Source organism: Pseudarthrobacter sp. 902506025 (assembly GCF_040702325.1).
Taxonomy (GTDB): Bacteria; Actinomycetota; Actinomycetes; order Actinomycetales; family Micrococcaceae; genus Arthrobacter.
This window is the reverse complement of the sequence record NZ_JBFBKW010000004.1, coordinates 56808-72988: the sequence shown is the minus strand read 5'-3', so window position 1 is coordinate 72988 and position 16181 is coordinate 56808. Positions and strand designations below refer to the sequence as shown.

The 16181-nt window shown below is 67.7% G+C and carries 18 protein-coding genes and 1 tRNA gene; 11 read left to right on the top strand and 8 right to left on the bottom strand.

The window, feature by feature from the left end; genetic code table 11:
* Window positions 1-1128: an FUSC family protein gene (locus AB0280_RS10195; RefSeq protein ID WP_224024280.1), complete on the bottom strand. Its 1128-nt coding sequence runs from the start codon at window positions 1126-1128 to the stop codon at window positions 1-3.
* Between the two features lie 251 nt (window positions 1129-1379).
* Here AB0280_RS10195 and pstS point away from each other — a divergent pair, with 251 nt between their 5' ends.
* The 5 genes from pstS (at window position 1380) to AB0280_RS10170 (ending at window position 6021) form a co-directional block, all read left to right on the top strand.
* On the top strand, window positions 1380-2501 hold the full coding sequence (gene pstS / locus AB0280_RS10190) for a phosphate ABC transporter substrate-binding protein PstS (RefSeq protein ID WP_366367165.1): 1122 nt from the start codon (window positions 1380-1382) through the stop codon (window positions 2499-2501).
* Window positions 2502-2602: 101 nt separating this feature from the next.
* The gene (gene pstC / locus AB0280_RS10185; RefSeq protein ID WP_366367164.1) at window positions 2603-3535 is read left to right on the top strand and encodes a phosphate ABC transporter permease subunit PstC; all 933 of its coding nucleotides are present in this window, start codon (window positions 2603-2605) and stop codon (window positions 3533-3535) included.
* A complete protein-coding gene (gene pstA, locus AB0280_RS10180; protein ID WP_159634246.1) occupies window positions 3536-4648 on the top strand; it encodes a phosphate ABC transporter permease PstA in 1113 nt (370 codons plus the stop codon).
* A 71-nt stretch (window positions 4649-4719) separates the two neighbouring features.
* The gene (gene pstB, locus AB0280_RS10175; RefSeq protein WP_018763202.1) at window positions 4720-5499 is read left to right on the top strand and encodes a phosphate ABC transporter ATP-binding protein PstB; all 780 of its coding nucleotides are present in this window, start codon (window positions 4720-4722) and stop codon (window positions 5497-5499) included.
* Window positions 5500-5592: 93 nt separating this feature from the next.
* The gene (locus AB0280_RS10170; protein WP_224024285.1) at window positions 5593-6021 is read left to right on the top strand and encodes a hypothetical protein; all 429 of its coding nucleotides are present in this window, start codon (window positions 5593-5595) and stop codon (window positions 6019-6021) included.
* 129 nt (window positions 6022-6150) lie between these two features.
* On the opposite strand, the gene AB0280_RS10165 is transcribed toward AB0280_RS10170, so the two are convergent.
* The 4 genes from AB0280_RS10165 to AB0280_RS10150 all read right to left on the bottom strand — a co-directional run bounded on the left by AB0280_RS10165 (window position 6151) and on the right by AB0280_RS10150 (window position 9342).
* A complete protein-coding gene (locus AB0280_RS10165; protein ID WP_224024287.1) occupies window positions 6151-6558 on the bottom strand; it encodes a hypothetical protein in 408 nt (135 codons plus the stop codon).
* 180 nt (window positions 6559-6738) lie between these two features.
* On the bottom strand, window positions 6739-7749 hold the full coding sequence (locus tag AB0280_RS10160; protein ID WP_366367161.1) for an inorganic phosphate transporter: 1011 nt from the start codon (window positions 7747-7749) through the stop codon (window positions 6739-6741).
* A 1-nt stretch (window position 7750) separates the two neighbouring features.
* Entirely contained in the window at window positions 7751-8368 is a 618-nt protein-coding gene (locus AB0280_RS10155; RefSeq protein ID WP_366367159.1) for a DUF47 domain-containing protein, read from the bottom strand.
* A 314-nt stretch (window positions 8369-8682) separates the two neighbouring features.
* Window positions 8683-9342, bottom strand: a complete 660-nt coding sequence (locus AB0280_RS10150; RefSeq protein ID WP_159634234.1) for a hypothetical protein — start codon at window positions 9340-9342, stop codon at window positions 8683-8685.
* Window positions 9343-9554: 212 nt separating this feature from the next.
* On the opposite strand from AB0280_RS10150, the gene AB0280_RS10145 reads away from it, so the two are divergent.
* Window positions 9555-9627, top strand: a tRNA-Lys gene (locus AB0280_RS10145).
* 67 nt (window positions 9628-9694) lie between these two features.
* Here AB0280_RS10145 and AB0280_RS10140 read toward each other — a convergent pair.
* Together AB0280_RS10140 and AB0280_RS10135 are read right to left on the bottom strand one after the other, a co-directional pair.
* Window positions 9695-10312: a M23 family metallopeptidase gene (locus tag AB0280_RS10140; protein ID WP_366367157.1), complete on the bottom strand. Its 618-nt coding sequence runs from the start codon at window positions 10310-10312 to the stop codon at window positions 9695-9697.
* 3 nt (window positions 10313-10315) lie between these two features.
* Window positions 10316-10657, bottom strand: coding sequence for a YciI family protein (locus AB0280_RS10135; RefSeq protein ID WP_307492799.1), 342 nt, complete (start codon window positions 10655-10657; stop codon window positions 10316-10318).
* A gap of 161 nt (window positions 10658-10818) precedes the next feature.
* On the opposite strand from AB0280_RS10135, the gene AB0280_RS10130 reads away from it, so the two are divergent.
* The 5 genes from AB0280_RS10130 (at window position 10819) to AB0280_RS10110 (ending at window position 15195) form a co-directional block, all read left to right on the top strand.
* Window positions 10819-11838 (top strand): LacI family DNA-binding transcriptional regulator, encoded by a 1020-nt coding sequence (locus tag AB0280_RS10130; protein WP_159634225.1) that lies wholly within the window; start codon window positions 10819-10821, stop codon window positions 11836-11838.
* Window positions 11839-11988: 150 nt separating this feature from the next.
* Window positions 11989-12825 carry a DUF4397 domain-containing protein gene (locus AB0280_RS10125; protein ID WP_159634222.1) on the top strand — a complete coding sequence of 279 codons (837 nt, stop codon included), beginning with the start codon at window positions 11989-11991 and terminating at the stop codon, window positions 12823-12825.
* A 113-nt stretch (window positions 12826-12938) separates the two neighbouring features.
* Window positions 12939-13652 (top strand): class F sortase, encoded by a 714-nt coding sequence (locus tag AB0280_RS10120; protein ID WP_364398684.1) that lies wholly within the window; start codon window positions 12939-12941, stop codon window positions 13650-13652.
* 45 nt (window positions 13653-13697) lie between these two features.
* Window positions 13698-14312, top strand: a complete 615-nt coding sequence (locus AB0280_RS10115) for an RNA polymerase sigma factor (protein ID WP_425328597.1) — start codon at window positions 13698-13700, stop codon at window positions 14310-14312.
* Window positions 14299-15195 carry an anti-sigma factor gene (locus AB0280_RS10110; RefSeq protein ID WP_366367153.1) on the top strand — a complete coding sequence of 299 codons (897 nt, stop codon included), beginning with the start codon at window positions 14299-14301 and terminating at the stop codon, window positions 15193-15195. The genes AB0280_RS10115 and AB0280_RS10110 overlap by 14 nt, the downstream gene beginning before the upstream one ends.
* A gap of 47 nt (window positions 15196-15242) precedes the next feature.
* On the opposite strand, the gene AB0280_RS10105 is transcribed toward AB0280_RS10110, so the two are convergent.
* A complete protein-coding gene (locus tag AB0280_RS10105; protein WP_366367152.1) occupies window positions 15243-16142 on the bottom strand; it encodes an ANTAR domain-containing response regulator in 900 nt (299 codons plus the stop codon).
* Between the last annotated feature and the right edge of the window lie 39 nt (window positions 16143-16181).

The following is a 16181-nucleotide window of genomic DNA, read 5'->3' as shown; positions in this document are numbered from 1 at the left end:
CTACAATGCGGGCAGCACGTCCCTGGCCTCGGCCGCATCCATGCCGGTGGCTTCCAGCAGGTCCACCATCAGCGGCCGGAACAGCATGACCACGGTTTCGCCCTCCAGTCGCGTCACCTCCAGCAGCTTGGGATGCAGGCGAAGGGCGATCTCGCTCAGGTCCCGCCGGGCAGTGCGCAAGTGGGCGCGGCGGACGCCCTCGTGCGTCTCCGCAAGGCCCAGGGAAAGCTCGTCAATGGCGGCAGCTGTCTCCTGCAGCACTCCCGCGATGCTGTCCGTCGCCTCGTCGGAGAGCGCCGTGTGGTTGATGGCGCTGGTCAACCGCCGCGCAAACACGCGGCTGTTCCTCAGGGCGAGGTCGATGAAATCCAGCGACTGCTTCAGCCGGTCCAGTTCATCGCGGTGCCGCCGGTAGGCGGGCGCCAGGGTGGCCACCTCGCCGGACGCCCGGAGGGACTGGCGCATGGCATCCACCAGCGGCTGGCAGTTCCGGCCGCGGATCAGCGCATGCCAGGCCTGGGTGGAATCACTGTTGGCCAGCGCCCCGGCACATTCCCGCAGCACCTCCGCCAGCTCATGCAGCAGTTTCTGCACATCCCGGCGCGGCTCCTGTCGGGGGTCCTTGGGCACCAGGATGGTCACCAGCAGGGCGCACATGCCGCCCACCACGGCATCGATGCTCCGGGTGAACGGGCCCCCGGACGGTGCCGGGAGCAAGACCACCAGCAGCGACTGAAGCGCCAGCTGGGTGGTGAAGATATTCCCGCTGTCCAGGAAGCGGGCCAGCAGGATCGAGAAGAGGAGCACGACGGCGGCCACCCAGATATCGCCGCCCAGCCAGTGCAGGAGCAGGTCACCGACAGCAATGCCGATGGTGCAGCCCAGGCCCACTTCCATCACGCGCCGCAGCCGCGGCTCCCGGGAAAACCCAAGGGCGATCAGCGACGAGGTGGCAGCGAACAGGGGGCCGGAGTGGCCCAGGACGTACTCGGCGAACGCATAGGCGCCCACCGCGCACACGGTCATCTGGATGGCGGGCACAAAGGAGTTGCGGCTTCGGATCAACCCGGTCCGGATCCGGCTGCGCAGGAACCGCCTGGTCGCTGAGAGTCCTGCTGGGATGGCCATGGGTCCAAGTCTATTCAGTGCCGATCCACTGCCCGGCGCAGGTGCACTACGACTGCGCATGTGATCTGCGCAATGGTGACCCGGCATTTGTCAGCCAATATCCCGCCGTCGTTAATCCTCCGTTCACTTTGGACAGCCCATCCCGTTACCTGCGGCCCTTAACTTTCTTGAAGGTACAAAACGTACGCATCGCGCAGCAGGGTTCTCCGTCCCTGTCCCGCACCTGAATAACCCTGGAAGGGGTACATCTAGTGAAGGCACTCCGCTTCGGCCGCCACGCGGCTATCGCTGTTATCGCAGCCGGCGCACTCGCGCTCTCCGCCTGCGGTTCAGACAACGCCACGGGCACCGCCCCTGCCGGCTCCCAGTCCGCCGGCGGCACCAAGGTGACCGGTACGCTCACCGGCATCGGTTCCTCCGCCCAGGGCGCCGCCATGGACGCCTGGAAGACGAACTTCGCCTCCGCCAACTCCGGCGCCAGCGTGCAGTACTCCCCGGACGGCTCCGGCGCAGGCCGCAAGGCCATCCTGGACGGCTCGGCACAGTTCGCCGGCTCGGACGCCTACCTGAAGGATGAGGAATACGCCTCGTCCAAGTCCGTCTGCGGCCCCGACGGCGCCATCAACGTCCCCGTCTACATCTCCCCGATCGCCGTGGCCTTCAACGTTCCCGGCGTCACCGACCTGAAGCTGGACGCCACCACCGTGGCCAAGATCTTCCGTGGCCAGATCGCCAAGTGGAACGACCCCGCCATCGCCGCCCTGAACGCCGGCGTCTCGCTGCCCGACCTGAAGGTCACCCCGGTGAACCGCTCCGACGACTCGGGCACCACGCAGAACTTCACTGACTACCTGGCTGCCGCCGCTTCCGACGTCTGGACCGACAAGGCCGCCGGTGTGTGGCCCGCCAGCCTGCAGGGCGAAAACGCCAAGGGCACCTCCGGCGTGGTCAAGACCGTCACGGACACCCCCGGTGCCGTGACCTACGCCGACGACTCCGCCGTCAGCGGCAAGCTGGGCGTTGCCCAGATCAAGGTGGGCGACTCCTTCACCAAGATCTCCGCCGATGCTGCTGCCAAGGCAGTGGACGCCGGCAAGCCCGTTGAAGGCCGCGCCGCCAACGATCTCTCCATCAAGCTGGACCGCAAGACCACCATCGCGGGCGCCTACCCGATCGTCCTGGTGTCCTTCCACGTCCTGTGCACCACCTACGACAAGCAGGAGACCGTTGACCTGGTCAAGGCCTTCGAGCACTACGTAGTTTCCGCAGAGGGCCAGAAGGCGGCAGCAGAGTCGGCCAAGTCCGCCCCGCTGTCCTCGGACCTCGCAGCCAAGGCCGCCAAGGCCATCGACTCGATCAAGGTCAAGTCCTAGCCAACGCTGTAAAACCGGGTTCCCCGCCTGCCGGACGGCAGTGCGGGGAACTTGGCTTTGCGCCGCATCCTTAATCCAGCTACGAATCGAAGGGCCGTCGAATGACCGCCACCTCCCTGACCAGTACCCAGGGCGCCGGGCGCGCCGGGGACAAAGTCTTCTCCGGCGCCACGCTGGCAGCCGGGTGCCTGATCCTCGCCGTCCTTTTCGGCGTCGCGCTTTTCCTGGTAGTCCAGGCAATCCCCGCGCTGACCGCGCCCGCAGACAAGATCCAGGGCGGCCAGGGCTTCTTCGCCTACATCTGGCCCATCGTGATCGGCACGCTCATCGCCGCCGCCATTGCGCTGGTGATCGCCACACCCGTCGCCATCGGCGTGGCGCTGTTCATCTCCCACTTCGCACCCCGCCGCCTGGCCTCCAGCCTCGGCTACGTGGTGGACCTGCTCGCCGCCATCCCCTCCGTTGTCTACGGCGCCTGGGGTGCCGCTTTCCTTGCCAAGGAGATCGCGCCGGCATACGGCTGGCTCGCAACCAACATGGGCTGGCTCCCCATCTTCCAGGGCCCGGCCTCCACCACCGGCAAGACCATCCTCACCGCCGGCATCGTCCTGGCGGTCATGGTCCTGCCCATCATCACCTCGCTGTCCCGCGAGATCTTCCTGCAGACCCCCAAGCTGCATGAGGAAGCTGCGCTGGCACTCGGTGCCACCCGCTGGGAAATGATCAAGATGGCCGTGCTGCCCTTCGCCCGCCCCGGCATCATCAGCGCCATCATGCTGGGCCTGGGCCGCGCCCTGGGTGAGACCATGGCCGTTGCCCTGGTGCTCTCCTCCGGTGCCCTGACCGCCAGCCTGATCCAGTCCGGCAACCAGACCATCGCCGCCGAGATCGCCCTGAACTTCCCCGAAGCCAGCGGCCTCAAGGTCAGCACGCTGATCGCCGCCGGCCTGGTGCTGTTCGTCATCACCCTGGCCGTGAACATGATCGCGCGCTGGGTTATCACCCGGCACAAAGAATTCTCGGGAGCCAACTAAATGACCTCCACGCTTACCCCCGTCCGCAGCAAGCGGTCGGCGCTCACCAAGGGCCAGCTGCCCAAGTACGCACCCTACGCGGTGCTCGGTGGAGCCCTGATCGTCGGCGCTGCGATCCTTGCCCTGATCGGCTTCAACCCGTTCGGCTGGGGCCTGGTCTCCGCGATCCTGTTCGCCGTGGGCCTGGTGTCCTGGAGCGCCGCGGTGGAAGGCTCCCGCAAGGCCAAGGACAAGCTGGCCACTTGCCTGGTGGTCGGCTCGTTCCTGGTGGCGCTGCTGCCCCTGGTTTCGGTGATCTGGACCGTGCTGATCAACGGCATCCCCGGCCTCATCGACCCCGGGTTCCTCACCACCTCCATGAACGGCGTTACGGGCGCGTTCGACAACAAGGCCGTGGAAAGCGGCGGCCCGGTGATGGGCGGCATCTACCACGCCCTCCTGGGCACCGTGCAGATCACGCTGCTGGCCACCGTAATCTCCGTCCCCGTGGGGCTGCTCACGGCCATCTACCTGGTGGAGTATGGCAACGACGGCCGCCTGGCCAAGGCCATCACGTTCTTTGTGGACGTCATGACCGGCATCCCCTCCATCGTGGCCGGCCTGTTCGCTGCCGCGTTCTTCTTCGTGGTGGTGGGCCCGGGCACCAAGACCGGTGCGGTGGCCGCCGTCGCGCTGTCCGTGCTGATGATCCCCGTGGTGGTCCGCTCCAGCGAGGAAATGCTCAAGATCGTCCCCAACGAGCTCCGCGAGGCCGCCTACGCCCTGGGCGTCCGCAAGTGGCGGACCATCCTCAAGGTGGTTATCCCGACGGCGATCTCCGGCATCGCGTCCGGCGTCACCCTGGCGATCGCCAGGGTCATCGGCGAGACGGCGCCCATTTTGGTCACCGCCGGCTTTGCCACCAGCATCAACTCCAACGTGTTCGGCGGCTGGATGGCCTCGCTGCCCACGTTCATCTACACCCAGATCCTCAATCCCACCTCGCCGTCCAACCCGGACCCGTCCTCCCAGCGGGCCTGGGGTGCGGCCCTGGTCCTGATCATCCTGGTGATGGTCCTGAACCTGGTGGCACGCCTGATCGCCAGGATCTTCGCCCCCAAAACCGGCCGGTAACCAGGCCCTCCTTCCGCCATACCGCGGCGGATCCTAGACTTCAATCCATACCCAGTAAGTGAAGGAACACCATGTCTAAGCGCATCGACGTCAAGGACCTGAACGTGTACTACGGCGACTTCCTCGCCGTTGAGGACGTCAGCATCAACATCGAGGCCAAGTCCGTGACCGCGTTCATCGGCCCCTCCGGCTGCGGAAAGTCCACCTTCCTCCGCACCCTGAACCGCATGCACGAGGTCATCCCCGGCGCGCGCGTTGAGGGCGAGGTCCTGCTGGACGGCGACAACCTTTACGGCCCCGGCGTGGACCCCGTAACCGTGCGCTCGCAGATCGGCATGGTCTTCCAGCGGCCCAACCCGTTCCCCACGATGTCCATCCGGGACAACGTTCTGGCGGGCGTGAAGCTGAACAACAAGAAGATCTCCAAGGGCGAGGCAGATGTCCTGGTGGAACGCTCCCTCAAGGGCGCCAACCTCTGGAACGAGGTCAAGGACCGGCTGGAGAAGCCCGGTTCCGGCCTCTCGGGCGGCCAGCAGCAGCGCCTCTGCATCGCCCGCGCCATTGCCGTGGAGCCGCAGGTGATCCTCATGGATGAGCCCTGTTCCGCCCTGGACCCGATTTCCACCCTGGCCATTGAGGACCTCATCAACGAGCTCAAGGACCAGTACACCGTGGTGATCGTTACCCACAACATGCAGCAGGCCGCGCGCGTATCCGACAAGACCGCCTTCTTCAACATTGCAGGCACCGGCAAGCCGGGCAAGCTGATCGAGTACGGCGACACCCACACCATCTTCAGCAACCCCGTACAGAAGGCCACGGAAGACTACGTCTCCGGACGCTTCGGGTAAGCCGCTGTTCCCGTTGGCGATCTACTGACGCGTTTAGTACGCTAATCGAGATACTTTCGGAACTAGTAGTAAGCCCGCTTAAGGAGTTTTGCCATGACGCAGACGGCCAGTGAACCCCTGGGCCCCCAGCTTACTGTTTCCGTACCCGGGGTGGACGCAGTCCAGGACGCTGTCGAACCGGCGCAGGCTTTCGCGGCTGCGGCGGGACTGGCGGGACCCCTGGCTGCCGGTCCGCTGGCGCCGGAGCTCGAACCGCACCTCGCCCTGGCCGCGGCCGGCGTTGAGGAAGCCATCGAGGAAGAGGACGTCCTGGCCGAGGTCTGGCGCACCAGCTCACGCCTCGAAAGCATGCAGTGGGAACTGGACACGGCCCAGGAGTCCCTGCGGCAGGCTGTCCGCAAGGCCTCCGCTGCCGGAGTGGCGGACGGCGAACTGTGCACCGCCGCCAACCTCACCCCGGAGGAGCTCTCCACCGTCCTGATGGCCGCCGCCGTCGTCAGCCCTGTGGCCCTGGAGCTCTAGCAAACCCGCAAAGCACGCCGTGCCCAACGATGGCCCGGTTCGATGCGCAGGGACGGCTCCTGCACATCGAGCCGGGCCATCATTGCGCCTGCCCGTCACAGTGCAGCGCGCGGTAAGGGTGCGCGGTGCCTATTCCGGGACCTCCAGCTGGAACCCGCAGTGGCAGCGCAGGACCCGGGTGGGCAGGGATACGGCGTTGAGCCCGCTGCCTGACCTGTTGCTGCGGTAGCAGAGCCGCTCAACCTCGAACTCCGCCTCCTCCATGGGGAAGCCGCAGTGGATGTAGTCGTCCCCGAAGAGGACCACCTGGGCCATCCAGCGGACCTGGTTCAGTGCGGCCGCGACGTCGGTGGCGTAGGCCGTGTGTTCCTGGAACAGGTCGCAGTCGTTGCAGGTGTAGGACACTGTGACCAGGTCCCCGCCGGCAGCGCCGATGGCAGTGATGGCGTGGATGGTCAGCTGGTGCTCGGTTCCGCAGGCCTCGCACTGGGGTTGCCGGGGCTGTGGAAGGTGGCGCCGGGAATAGGAGTGGGACATGGCGCCTGCTCTTTTCCGCGTTGTGCATCCAAGCCGCCGGGTGGCTGCAGCGGCACCTGGTCCGCAGCCCTGCACACGGCGCGGACGCCGGTCCCCGGCACCGTTGACCGGGGGCGCACTCTCGAATCTACGTCACGGCGGATTCCCTGTACAGGGCAGCGCCGCCCCCGGTGGGCCTGCCTAGGCGGAAATGGGGGAGAGGGCCAGCGCAAGCACGAAGCCCAGGGCGCACGTCGCCAGCGGGGTCAGCCCCCAGAGCCACAGGATCCGGATGACCAGTTTCCGGTTGGTGACCGAAAAGTGCTGGTTTTCCCCGGCGCCGAGGGCCCCTGCCGTGACGGTGTGGGTAGTGGAAAGCGGCCAGTGCAGCCCGATGGCCCCCACGAAGAGCATCAGCGCGCTGAAGGTCTGGGCCACGGATCCACGAAGGGGATCGATCCTGGTGATCTTGTATCCAATGGTGTGGGAGATCCGCCATCCCCCGAAGAGCGTCCCGGCGGTCATCATCACTGCGGACAGCGCCGCAACCCAGGTGGGGATCCCGCCGTCGGAATAGCCTCCTGCCAGCAGGGCCAGCAGCAGTACCGCGCTGACGCGCTGCCCGTCCTGCAGGCCGTGGCCAAAGGCCACCGCGCCGGCTGCAACAGCCTGGCCCCGGCGGAAGCGCTGGTTCACCACGTTGGGCTGGGTGTAGCGGGCCACCCATGTGGCCGGATACACCAGGAGGAAGGAGCCGCTGTAGGCCACGAGCGGGGACAGCACCAGCGGCAGGACCACCTGGAACAGGAGCGACTGGTCCACGCCTGCCACTCCCGGGCCTCCGATCGCCAGGCTGGCGAGGCCTGCGCCGGCGAGCCCGCCCACCAGGGCGTGGGTGGAGGAGGCGGGGATGCCGCGCCACCACATCAGCACGCCCCAGGCGCAGGCGCTGGCCAGGCCCGCCACCAGGATGGCCAGGCCGTCGGTGCCGGACGGAAGGTTGATCCAGGTCCGGCTGACGGCGACGGCGAGCAGGGCGCTCAGGAGGGCGCCGACAAAGTTGAAGAACGCGGCGAGGAGCACGCCGACGCTGGGGGTGAGGGCCCGGTTCCGCACGGCCAGGGCCACCGAGGTGGACGCGTCGCGGAAACCGTTCAGGAAGGCAAACGCCGCGGCCAGCAGGACCACCGCGCCGAAGATGACTGCGGTCACGTCAGGATTCCTTGACGATGATGCTGCCTACCTGGGTGGCCACCCGCCGCATATCCTTGGTGACCTCCACCAGCTGGTTGGCGATGTCCCGGTTGCGGGAGTACTGGGCCCACTTCATGTCCGCGATCATGTCCGCCACCCAGACGCGGTGGGTCCGTTCTGCCCGTTTGGCGAGGCGCAGGATCTCGATCCAGTAGTCCTCGAGGTCGTCCAGGTCATTGAGCCTGCGCATGGCGTCAACGGTCAGCTCGGCCTGCCTGCTGATGATCTCCAGCTGGTCTGCGGCGCGCTTCGGGAGGCGGTCCAGCCGGTAGAGGGCCACCAGCTCCGCCGCGGCGTCCATCTTTTCCATGGCTTCGTTGAGGTACCGGGAGAGGGCGTACATGTCCTCGCGGGGCAGCGGATTCACAAAGCTGGTGCGCATGTGCGTCAGCAGCGCGAAATGCAGTTCGGCGGACTTGGCCTCGATGTTGTGCATGTCCTCAACGAGCTTGCCGTTCTCGTCCGCGGGTACGCCAAGGATCTCGGCCAGGGTGGCGGTGGCCAGCACGATCTGTTGTGCCATCTGTGAGAGCAGGTTCAGCCCTGCGGGCTCCTGTGGAAAAAGGCGCAGCTTCACGTGTTTACCGGTCTCCAGGACGTATCAAGGCGGGGGTTGCTGCCGTGTGACTTGACGGCGGCGCGCAACTGACGCTTACTCTACCGGCCCGTAACTGCACCCTCTGAATCGGCCACCTGGAAGAGGGCAGAAAAATGGTGCCGAACCGGATACGCCTCTCGGCGGTAGGCCGCTCTAGGCGGCTAATTGTTGAAGCCCGGGGGTTTCGCGGCTCGGCACCGGTTTCAGTCTTCTACTTCACCCGGCCCAAGTCAATCTTGACAGCGGAGCCTTGGTTCGTCCCGGAAATCCGGTCCGCCGGGGGAAAAGACGCCTCAGTCCAGTTCGCCCAGGCGCCACGCATTGGCCGCGTGTTCAAGGTCCTCGGCGGTCTTGACCAGCTGGTGGGAGTTGCGGGTCAGTTTGCTGGCGTGGGCCTCGTTGGCATGCTCGGCGCCGTCGGCGAGGGTGGCCTGGCCGAGCGCCACCACGCGGCAGAAGGCGGCGGAACGTTCCAGCGCGACGTCGAAATCGCCGTCGAACGCGCCGGAAAGGATGGCGTCCGCCATGGTGCGCATTTCGTCGGCGCCGGGCGGCTCAGCCGCGCCGGCCACCACGTTGGATACCTGGGCGGTGTCCCTGCCCGCGCGGAAGTAGACGCTGATGCGTTCGGGGTCCTGGACGGTGGCGGCACGCAGTGCGTAGAGCCGCCAGAGGGCGCCGGGAAGGGAGCGGGCAGGGCTCTCCGCCCACATCTCGGCGATGGCGTCCAGGCCCTGTTCGTCCGCGAGCTTCACCAGGCGTTCGGTGATCACCGGATCGTCGCTGTCGCGGCCATGGCGGACCAGGGCCTGCGCGGCAAGGTGGGCAGCCTCTGATACCCGGGCGGGATCGGCACCGCCTGCGAAGGGCTCGAAGTCCATCGGAGCGAAGGGCTTGGGCTTATGGTGCCGGTTGCTGCCGCCGTACGGAGTTGTTCCTGCTTGCTCGCTCATGCCCCCCACGCTACTCCTGTGCCACAGCGGAAATCGAGCGTCCGCGGGGCTTGTCCGGTGACGGCGGCAGGGGCCCGGACCGTGGGGTGAAAACGTACGACGGCGGCGCCCGGGGCGTGTGCGAAGTGTCCGGAACCATGGGTTAGAGTATTAACGTCCAGAAATGGATTGGGCCGTACGGGCAAAACACAGCGTGTTTGACCGGCCGGCAGGGGCCTTTAGCTCAGTTGGTAGAGCATCGGACTTTTAATCCGTGGGTCGTGGGTTCGAGCCCCACAGGGCCCACCCATCAAAACCACGAGGGTCCGCCGCGAACGTGCAGGCGGACCCCATTTCTTTTAAGCAGCCCCGGTCAGGCAGCCACAACAGCCCCGTTCCGCGGCAGTCCGCCCGCGAACGAGACGGGAACCGCGGAAGCCTGTCCAGGGTCTGCCGAGTCCATGGCCTGCACGTGCACGTGCGGTTCCGTGCTGTTGCCCGAGTTGCCGCACAGTCCCACCGGCTCCCCGCACCCCACCATCTGGCCCGGCTGGACGCAGACGCTCCCGCGCTTGAGATGGCACAGCGCGATGAACACCCCGCTGGACTCGATGATCACGTGGTTGCCGGCCAAGCCCAGCCACCCCTCCCGCACGCGCCGGGCCTGGGTTGCGGCATAACCGATCGAAGGAAAGCCGCGGAAAGCTGCGTGGTCAGGTTCCCCATCATGGGCGGCGCACACCACTCCGGACGCCGGCGCCGTCACAGCCCGGCCGAATCCTGGGAAGCGTTCCGGCGGCTCGGGCCGGAACAGTGAGGCCAGGGTGAGCGGCGCCGACTGCCCGCTGGCATCCACCGGTGTGAAATCGATGGCGAAGCTCGTGGCAAAGAGCCGCGTCCCGTGGCTGGGGACCCGGTCCGCCGGTGAGTTCTGCACCAGCCAGGTGCCCGTGAAGGGATAGGCCAGGTCAACCGGGCCTGCCGGATTCACGGTTCAGCCGGCGGGATCGTACTGGAAGGCGCGCAGCTCCTGCGGGCAGCGGCAGGCCACCGCGATCTTCGCAGCCCACTGCACCGCGGCGTCGTACGCGGGCAGTTCCAGCACCGTGTAGCCGCCCTCGATCTGCGCGGTCTGGGGGTAGGTGCCCGCACGTACCGATCCGTCACCGCTGACGGTGACGGGCGGGACACTCTCGTCAATGCCACCCCCGAAAACCCATACTCCGGCGTCTTTGGCCTCCTGGACCACGGCATGGGCGGCGTCTGCTACTTCCTGCAGGCCCCCGTCGGGGATGTCCATGGCGCCGCTGGGAAACGAGATCAGGTACTTGGTCATTCCGCCGGCTCCTTCTTCGCAAACGGTGGATCACCCTCATCCTTCCCATTGGTCAGCTGCCGCGCAAGGATTCAGCCGCACTCTTCACGGGCGCCCAAGCCCGCGGCACCAGCGGGCGCAACACGGGGAGCTGCGGAGGCGGCAGCAGGCACAATAGGCACATGGTAAAAACCAGCAAGGGCCGGATGCCGCGCCTGGAAGACGTGGCCAAGGTGGCCGGCGTCTCCCACCAGACCGTCTCCCGCGTGGTGAACAACCACCCCAACGTGAGCAAGGCGACCCGGGAAAAGGTGGAGGCAGCCATTGCCGAGCTGGGGTACCGCCGCAACACCGCGGCCCGGAGCCTGGTCACGCGGCGCTCGCAGACCATCGGCGTGCTGGCCAGTGAACTCTCCCAGTACGGGCCCGCCAACACCCTGCTGGGGGTGGAACATGCGGCCCGCAACGCCGGCTACTTTGTCAGCATCGCGGCGTTGCGGGAAGTGAGCAGGGACGCCATCGCCGACGCGGTGGGCCACTTCATGGACCAGGCCGTGGACGGGATTGCGGTACTGGTCCCGCACGCGGACACCCTGGCCGTGCTGGAGCAGCTGAACCTTCCGGTGCCCGTGGTGGCCGTGGGCTCCGCCGGCAGCGCCTCCGTCAGCGGGGCCATGGTGGACCAGCGCGCGGGCGCCAGGCTCGCCGTCGAACATCTGGTCAAGGAGGGCCACCTGCGGATCGGGCATATCGCCGGCCCTCCCGACTGGACGGACGGTGCCGAGCGCGCGGAGGGCTGGCGCGCGGTGCTTCGGGAGGCAGGGCTGGACGAATCACTCCTGGTGGAAGGGGACTGGAGTGCGGGGAGCGGCTATGCAATCGGCCGCCGGCTGGCGTCCGGACTCACGGCCACGGCCATCTTTGTGGGGAACGACCAGATGGCCCTGGGCCTCCTGCGCGCGTTCACCGAGGCGGGCGTCAGGGTGCCCGACGACGTCTCCGTGGTGGGCTTCGACGACCAGCCCGAAGCGGGCTACTTCACGCCGCCGCTGACAACCGTACGCCAGGACTTCGAGGAACTGGGGCGCCGCTGCATGGACATCATGCTCGCTGAAATTGAGTCAGGTGCCGCGGTGAGCTCCACGGTGGTGCCGCCGCAGCTTGTCCTCCGCGCCAGCACCGCCGCCCCGGCGTCCGGTTAGAGGCTCACGGGGTGCCTGGAGGGGCGGCCTAAACCCCGACGGAAGAAAAGTTAAAAAATCTCCATGAATCTGCATCCAAATCCGGGCCTGCGCCGGTAGTAGGGGTGTCAGCAAAAACGCCCGGCAGCCGGGCCGTTCAAGGAGATGGACATGCGCAACACAATCTTTACCGCAGGTGCCGGGGCGGCAGTCATTGCAGCCGCAATCGCCCTGGCCGGCCCCGCCAACGCAGCAGAGGGAGACGCCCAGCTCTCAGTGCTGCACGGCGTTCCCGGACTCACCGTGGACGTCTGGGTCAACGGCGACCGGACGCTGGACGATTTCACCCCGGGAACCCTCGCCGGTCCGCTGGCCCTTCCCGCGGGCACCTACGAAATTGCCATCACGGCAGCCGACGCACCCGACGCGTCCGCCCCCGCCATCGGTCCCGTCAGCGTCACCCTGGCCGCCAACGGAAACTACACAGCAGCCGCCCACCTCGGCGCAGACGGCAAGCCCACGGCAAGCCTGTTCACCAATGACGTCTCCCGGATCGAGGCCGGCAAGGGCAAACTGACCGTCCGGCATGCCGCCGCCGCACCCGCCGTCGATGTCCTGGCCGGCGGCACCGCCGTCGTCACCAACCTGGCCAACCCGAATGAACAAACCCTGACCCTGGATCCCGGCACGGTCCCGGCCGCAGTTGCCGCCGCCGGCACCACCACCCCCGTGATCGGCCCGGCGGATGTCACGGTGGCCGAAGGGACGCACACCATTGTCTACGCCTGGGGCAGCCTGGCGGACCAGAACCTGAAGCTGGCCGTTCAGACCATCGAGGGCCTGCACACCGCTCCGGCCTCGGTGCCCGGCGCCCTTGACGGTTCCGCAAAGACCGGCGGGGCGGGTCCCGCAGTTGCCACCGCCGGGTTCGGCCTGGCAGCGCTGGCCCTGCTGGCCGGGGCGGTGGGCGTAGGCCGCGCCGTCCGCGCCCGGCGGGCCGAACTGTAGCCGCCCGGCTGCAGGACCATCAGTGCAGGGGCCCGTCCGCACACCCGCGGTCGGGCCCCTGCGCGGGCCCCCTTTGTTCCCCAACCGATGTCTTCTTTGGAAGGAGGCCAGTCATGAACGCACTTACGACGCCGGAAGGCCGGTCCCGCAGTCGGCCTGCCTCAAGGGGTGCGGCAGCAGCGCTGGTGGCTGGAGTGCTGGTTCTCTCCGGCTGCGGTTCCGCCGGCCCGTCCAATTCCGGGCAGGCACCGCCGGCTTCCCTGCTGCCGCAGGCGACCGCCCCTTCCAGCGCCGCCGCCTCCACCCCAAACCCTTCCAGTCCTGGCAGCACGCGGCCGGGGGACATCCCGCTCCGGCCAGCCACCCTGCCGGTGAACGCTCCAGCCCCGGTACCCACGTCGCTCACCGTGGCCGGCACGGCCATTGATATGCCGGTGGTGCCCGGGGGAGTGTCCACCGCAGCAGCGATGGAGATCCCGGACGTGTTCGACCGTGCCGCCTGGTACAGGTTCGGCCCCGCCCCCGGGGCGGCCGAAGGCGCCGCCGTCATCGCCGGACATATCGACACCACCTCGGACCGCGCGCCCTTCTCCGCCCTGAAGTCGCTCCCGGCGGGAACCATTATCCGCGTGGGAAGGGACGGCGCCCCCTCCCTCAGCTACCGGGTGGTGGGCGTGGAGCTGATGGCCAAGGACAGGTTCGACGGCGCGTCCCTTTTCAGGCGGTCAGGGCCCCATGAACTCAAGCTGGTCACCTGCGGCGGCAAATGGCTGGACGAGCGGATGGACTACAGCGACAATGTGATTGTCACCGCAGTCCCTGCCTGAACCGGTCCCCGCATGAACCAGTTCCTGCACAGCCGGTGGCCAGCCATGTATCTCGTCGCCGAAGCCGGGAGGGAGCCGCCCGTGACCCTCCCCGGCCGCGCGTCCCCTGGATGGGATGACGGGCTCACCGACTCTTTCCTGTCCGGCGATGAGCACGCACTGGCGGCGGCCTACCGCGAGTTCGCGCCGCTGGTGCATACGCTGGCCCTCCGCTCCCTCGCGGACCGCGCGGCGGCGGACGACGTGACCCAGGAGGTCTTCATCCGGGTATGGCGCTCCCGGAGCACCTTCAACCCGCAGGTGGCCCGGCTCCCGGCATGGATTGTTGGCATCACGCGCAATGCCATCGCGGATGCGCAGCAGTCATCCGCCCGCGAAGCGCGCAAAGCCTACGCCGCCGCGGGCGCCGGCATGGCCGGGGACGCCGGGGCGGGAATGCAGGCCGCGGAAACGCTGGCGGACCGGCTGCTCCTGGACGGTGAATTGGAAAGACTGGGTGAGCCCCAGGGGTCCATCATGAAGCTTGCCTTCTACGAGGACCTGACGCACGAACAGATTTCGCGGAAACTGGACCTTCCCCTTGGTACCGTCAAGAGCCACATCCGCCGCAGCCTGACGCACCTGAGAAGCAGATTGGAGGTAGACCATGCCGCATCTTGATCCGGAACAGTTGAGCCTCCTGGCGCTGTACGACGACTGGGACGACCCGGGCGGCCGGGAGCACCTCCTGGCCTGCCCCCAGTGCGCCGCCGACTACGCCGCCCTGCGGCGGGCGGTGGACGCGGTGAAGACGACGCCGGACACCAGCCTGCTCTCCGTGCCCGGGCCCCAGGTCTGGGCCGGAATCCACCGCGAACTGGGCTTGGGCGATTACGTCCGGGAGGACCCGCTTGCGGCGGGGGTGCCGGCGGAACCCGGGCCTGTGGAAGACGTTTCAGGGGAACGCGGGGCTGAACGTCGCGGGGCTGACGGAGGTGCCGCACCGCCTGCCGGCACGCCCGCACCCGGGGACGTGCCGACGTCGAACGTTGTCCCTCTCGGTGACAAAACAAGCGGCAGCCGGACAAGGCGAACCCGGGCAGGGGGTGCCGGAACGGACAGTGCCCGGACGAGGGGCGCGTGGCAGCGCCCCGGAACGTGGCTGGCAACGGCGGCAGCTGCTGTCCTGGTGGTTTTCGGCGCCGTCTGGGCCTTCAACCGCCCGCCCCAGCCCCAGGAGCTGGCGGCAACCCAGCTGACCCCGCTGCCGCAGCACTCCGCGGCGGGATCGGCCAAAGTGGTGGAGGCCAAGGATGGTTCCCGCAGCCTGGAGGTCAGCCTGGACAAGGATGAAGCCAAGGGTTACCAGGAGGTGTGGCTGATCGCGCCGGACCTTTCCAAGCTGGTCAGCCTGGGCGTCATGAACTCCACATCAGGAACGTTCCCGGTGCCTGCCGGACTTGACCTGTCCCAGTACCCGGTGGTGGATGTATCGGACGAGCCCATGGACGGCAACCCGGCCCACTCCACCATCAGTATTGCCCGGGGCACCCTCACATCCTGATCCGGGCCCGCGGGCGCACCCGCAAACCAGGCTGGACCGGCAGCGGGTCAGCGGCCGAAGTGTGAGTGCGGAGCACCTTCCGGAAGCCGCTCCAGGATGTCCTCGGCCACCTTGCGCACCTTGATGTTCCGGTGGCTTGACGCCTTGGCGAGGATGGCGAACGCCTCCTGGTAGGAGCACCTGTTCTGGGCCATGATCACGCCGCAGGCCACATTGATGGACGTGCGGCTGTCCAGGGCCGAGCGGAGGTCCGTGGCCAGCGACCGCGCAGTGTGCAGGTTGATAGCCATCTGCAGGCTTTTGGTTGCCAGCACCGCGAAGGTACGTGCCTCCGCGATGACCTGGAGCGGGAAGGCCTTCGATTCCTGGGCGAAGAAGGCGAGGGCGGCCCTTGACTGGCCGAGTTCGCTGTTGCCGGGGATCCCGTCGTCGGCGGGAAGTTCTGCGTCCAGGCGGAGCCTGACCGCGAGGGCGCTGCCGAAGCCGGCCGCCTGCAGTTGGCTGGAATAGTGGCGCCAGCGGAAGTCCCCGTTCCTTTGGAGGACGGCCACGGGGTGGCCGCCTGCCATGACGTCGGTCACCGGTCCTTCGGCCGTTTCCCGTTCCCACTCCAGCAGGGTGACTACCTCGTCGGTGGTGCCGGTGACGGCGGGACCGCGTTTGGGCTGGTGAAGCACCAGGCCGCAGCCGACGTCGATGCCGGCGGTCCTGACCACGTGCGCGGCCGATGCCGCCACCAGCAGGTCCAGGGAGTCTGCCAGGGTCCGGGCGCCATTGACCAGGTCCAGCAGGAGAGCCGTGTTCTGTGGGTTTGCGTGCTCATGGCTGCCCTCCTCGGGCAGCGGTGTATTGCCCCTCCGGGAGAGCGGACGGGCAAGAGGGCCGGCGACGGCTGGGGGAGAGTCCTTGGTCTCGAAGGACTCCTCGTCGCCGGCCCCGCCTATCACCCGGGTCCGATGGACCGGGAAGCCTGCGCGGCCTATGTG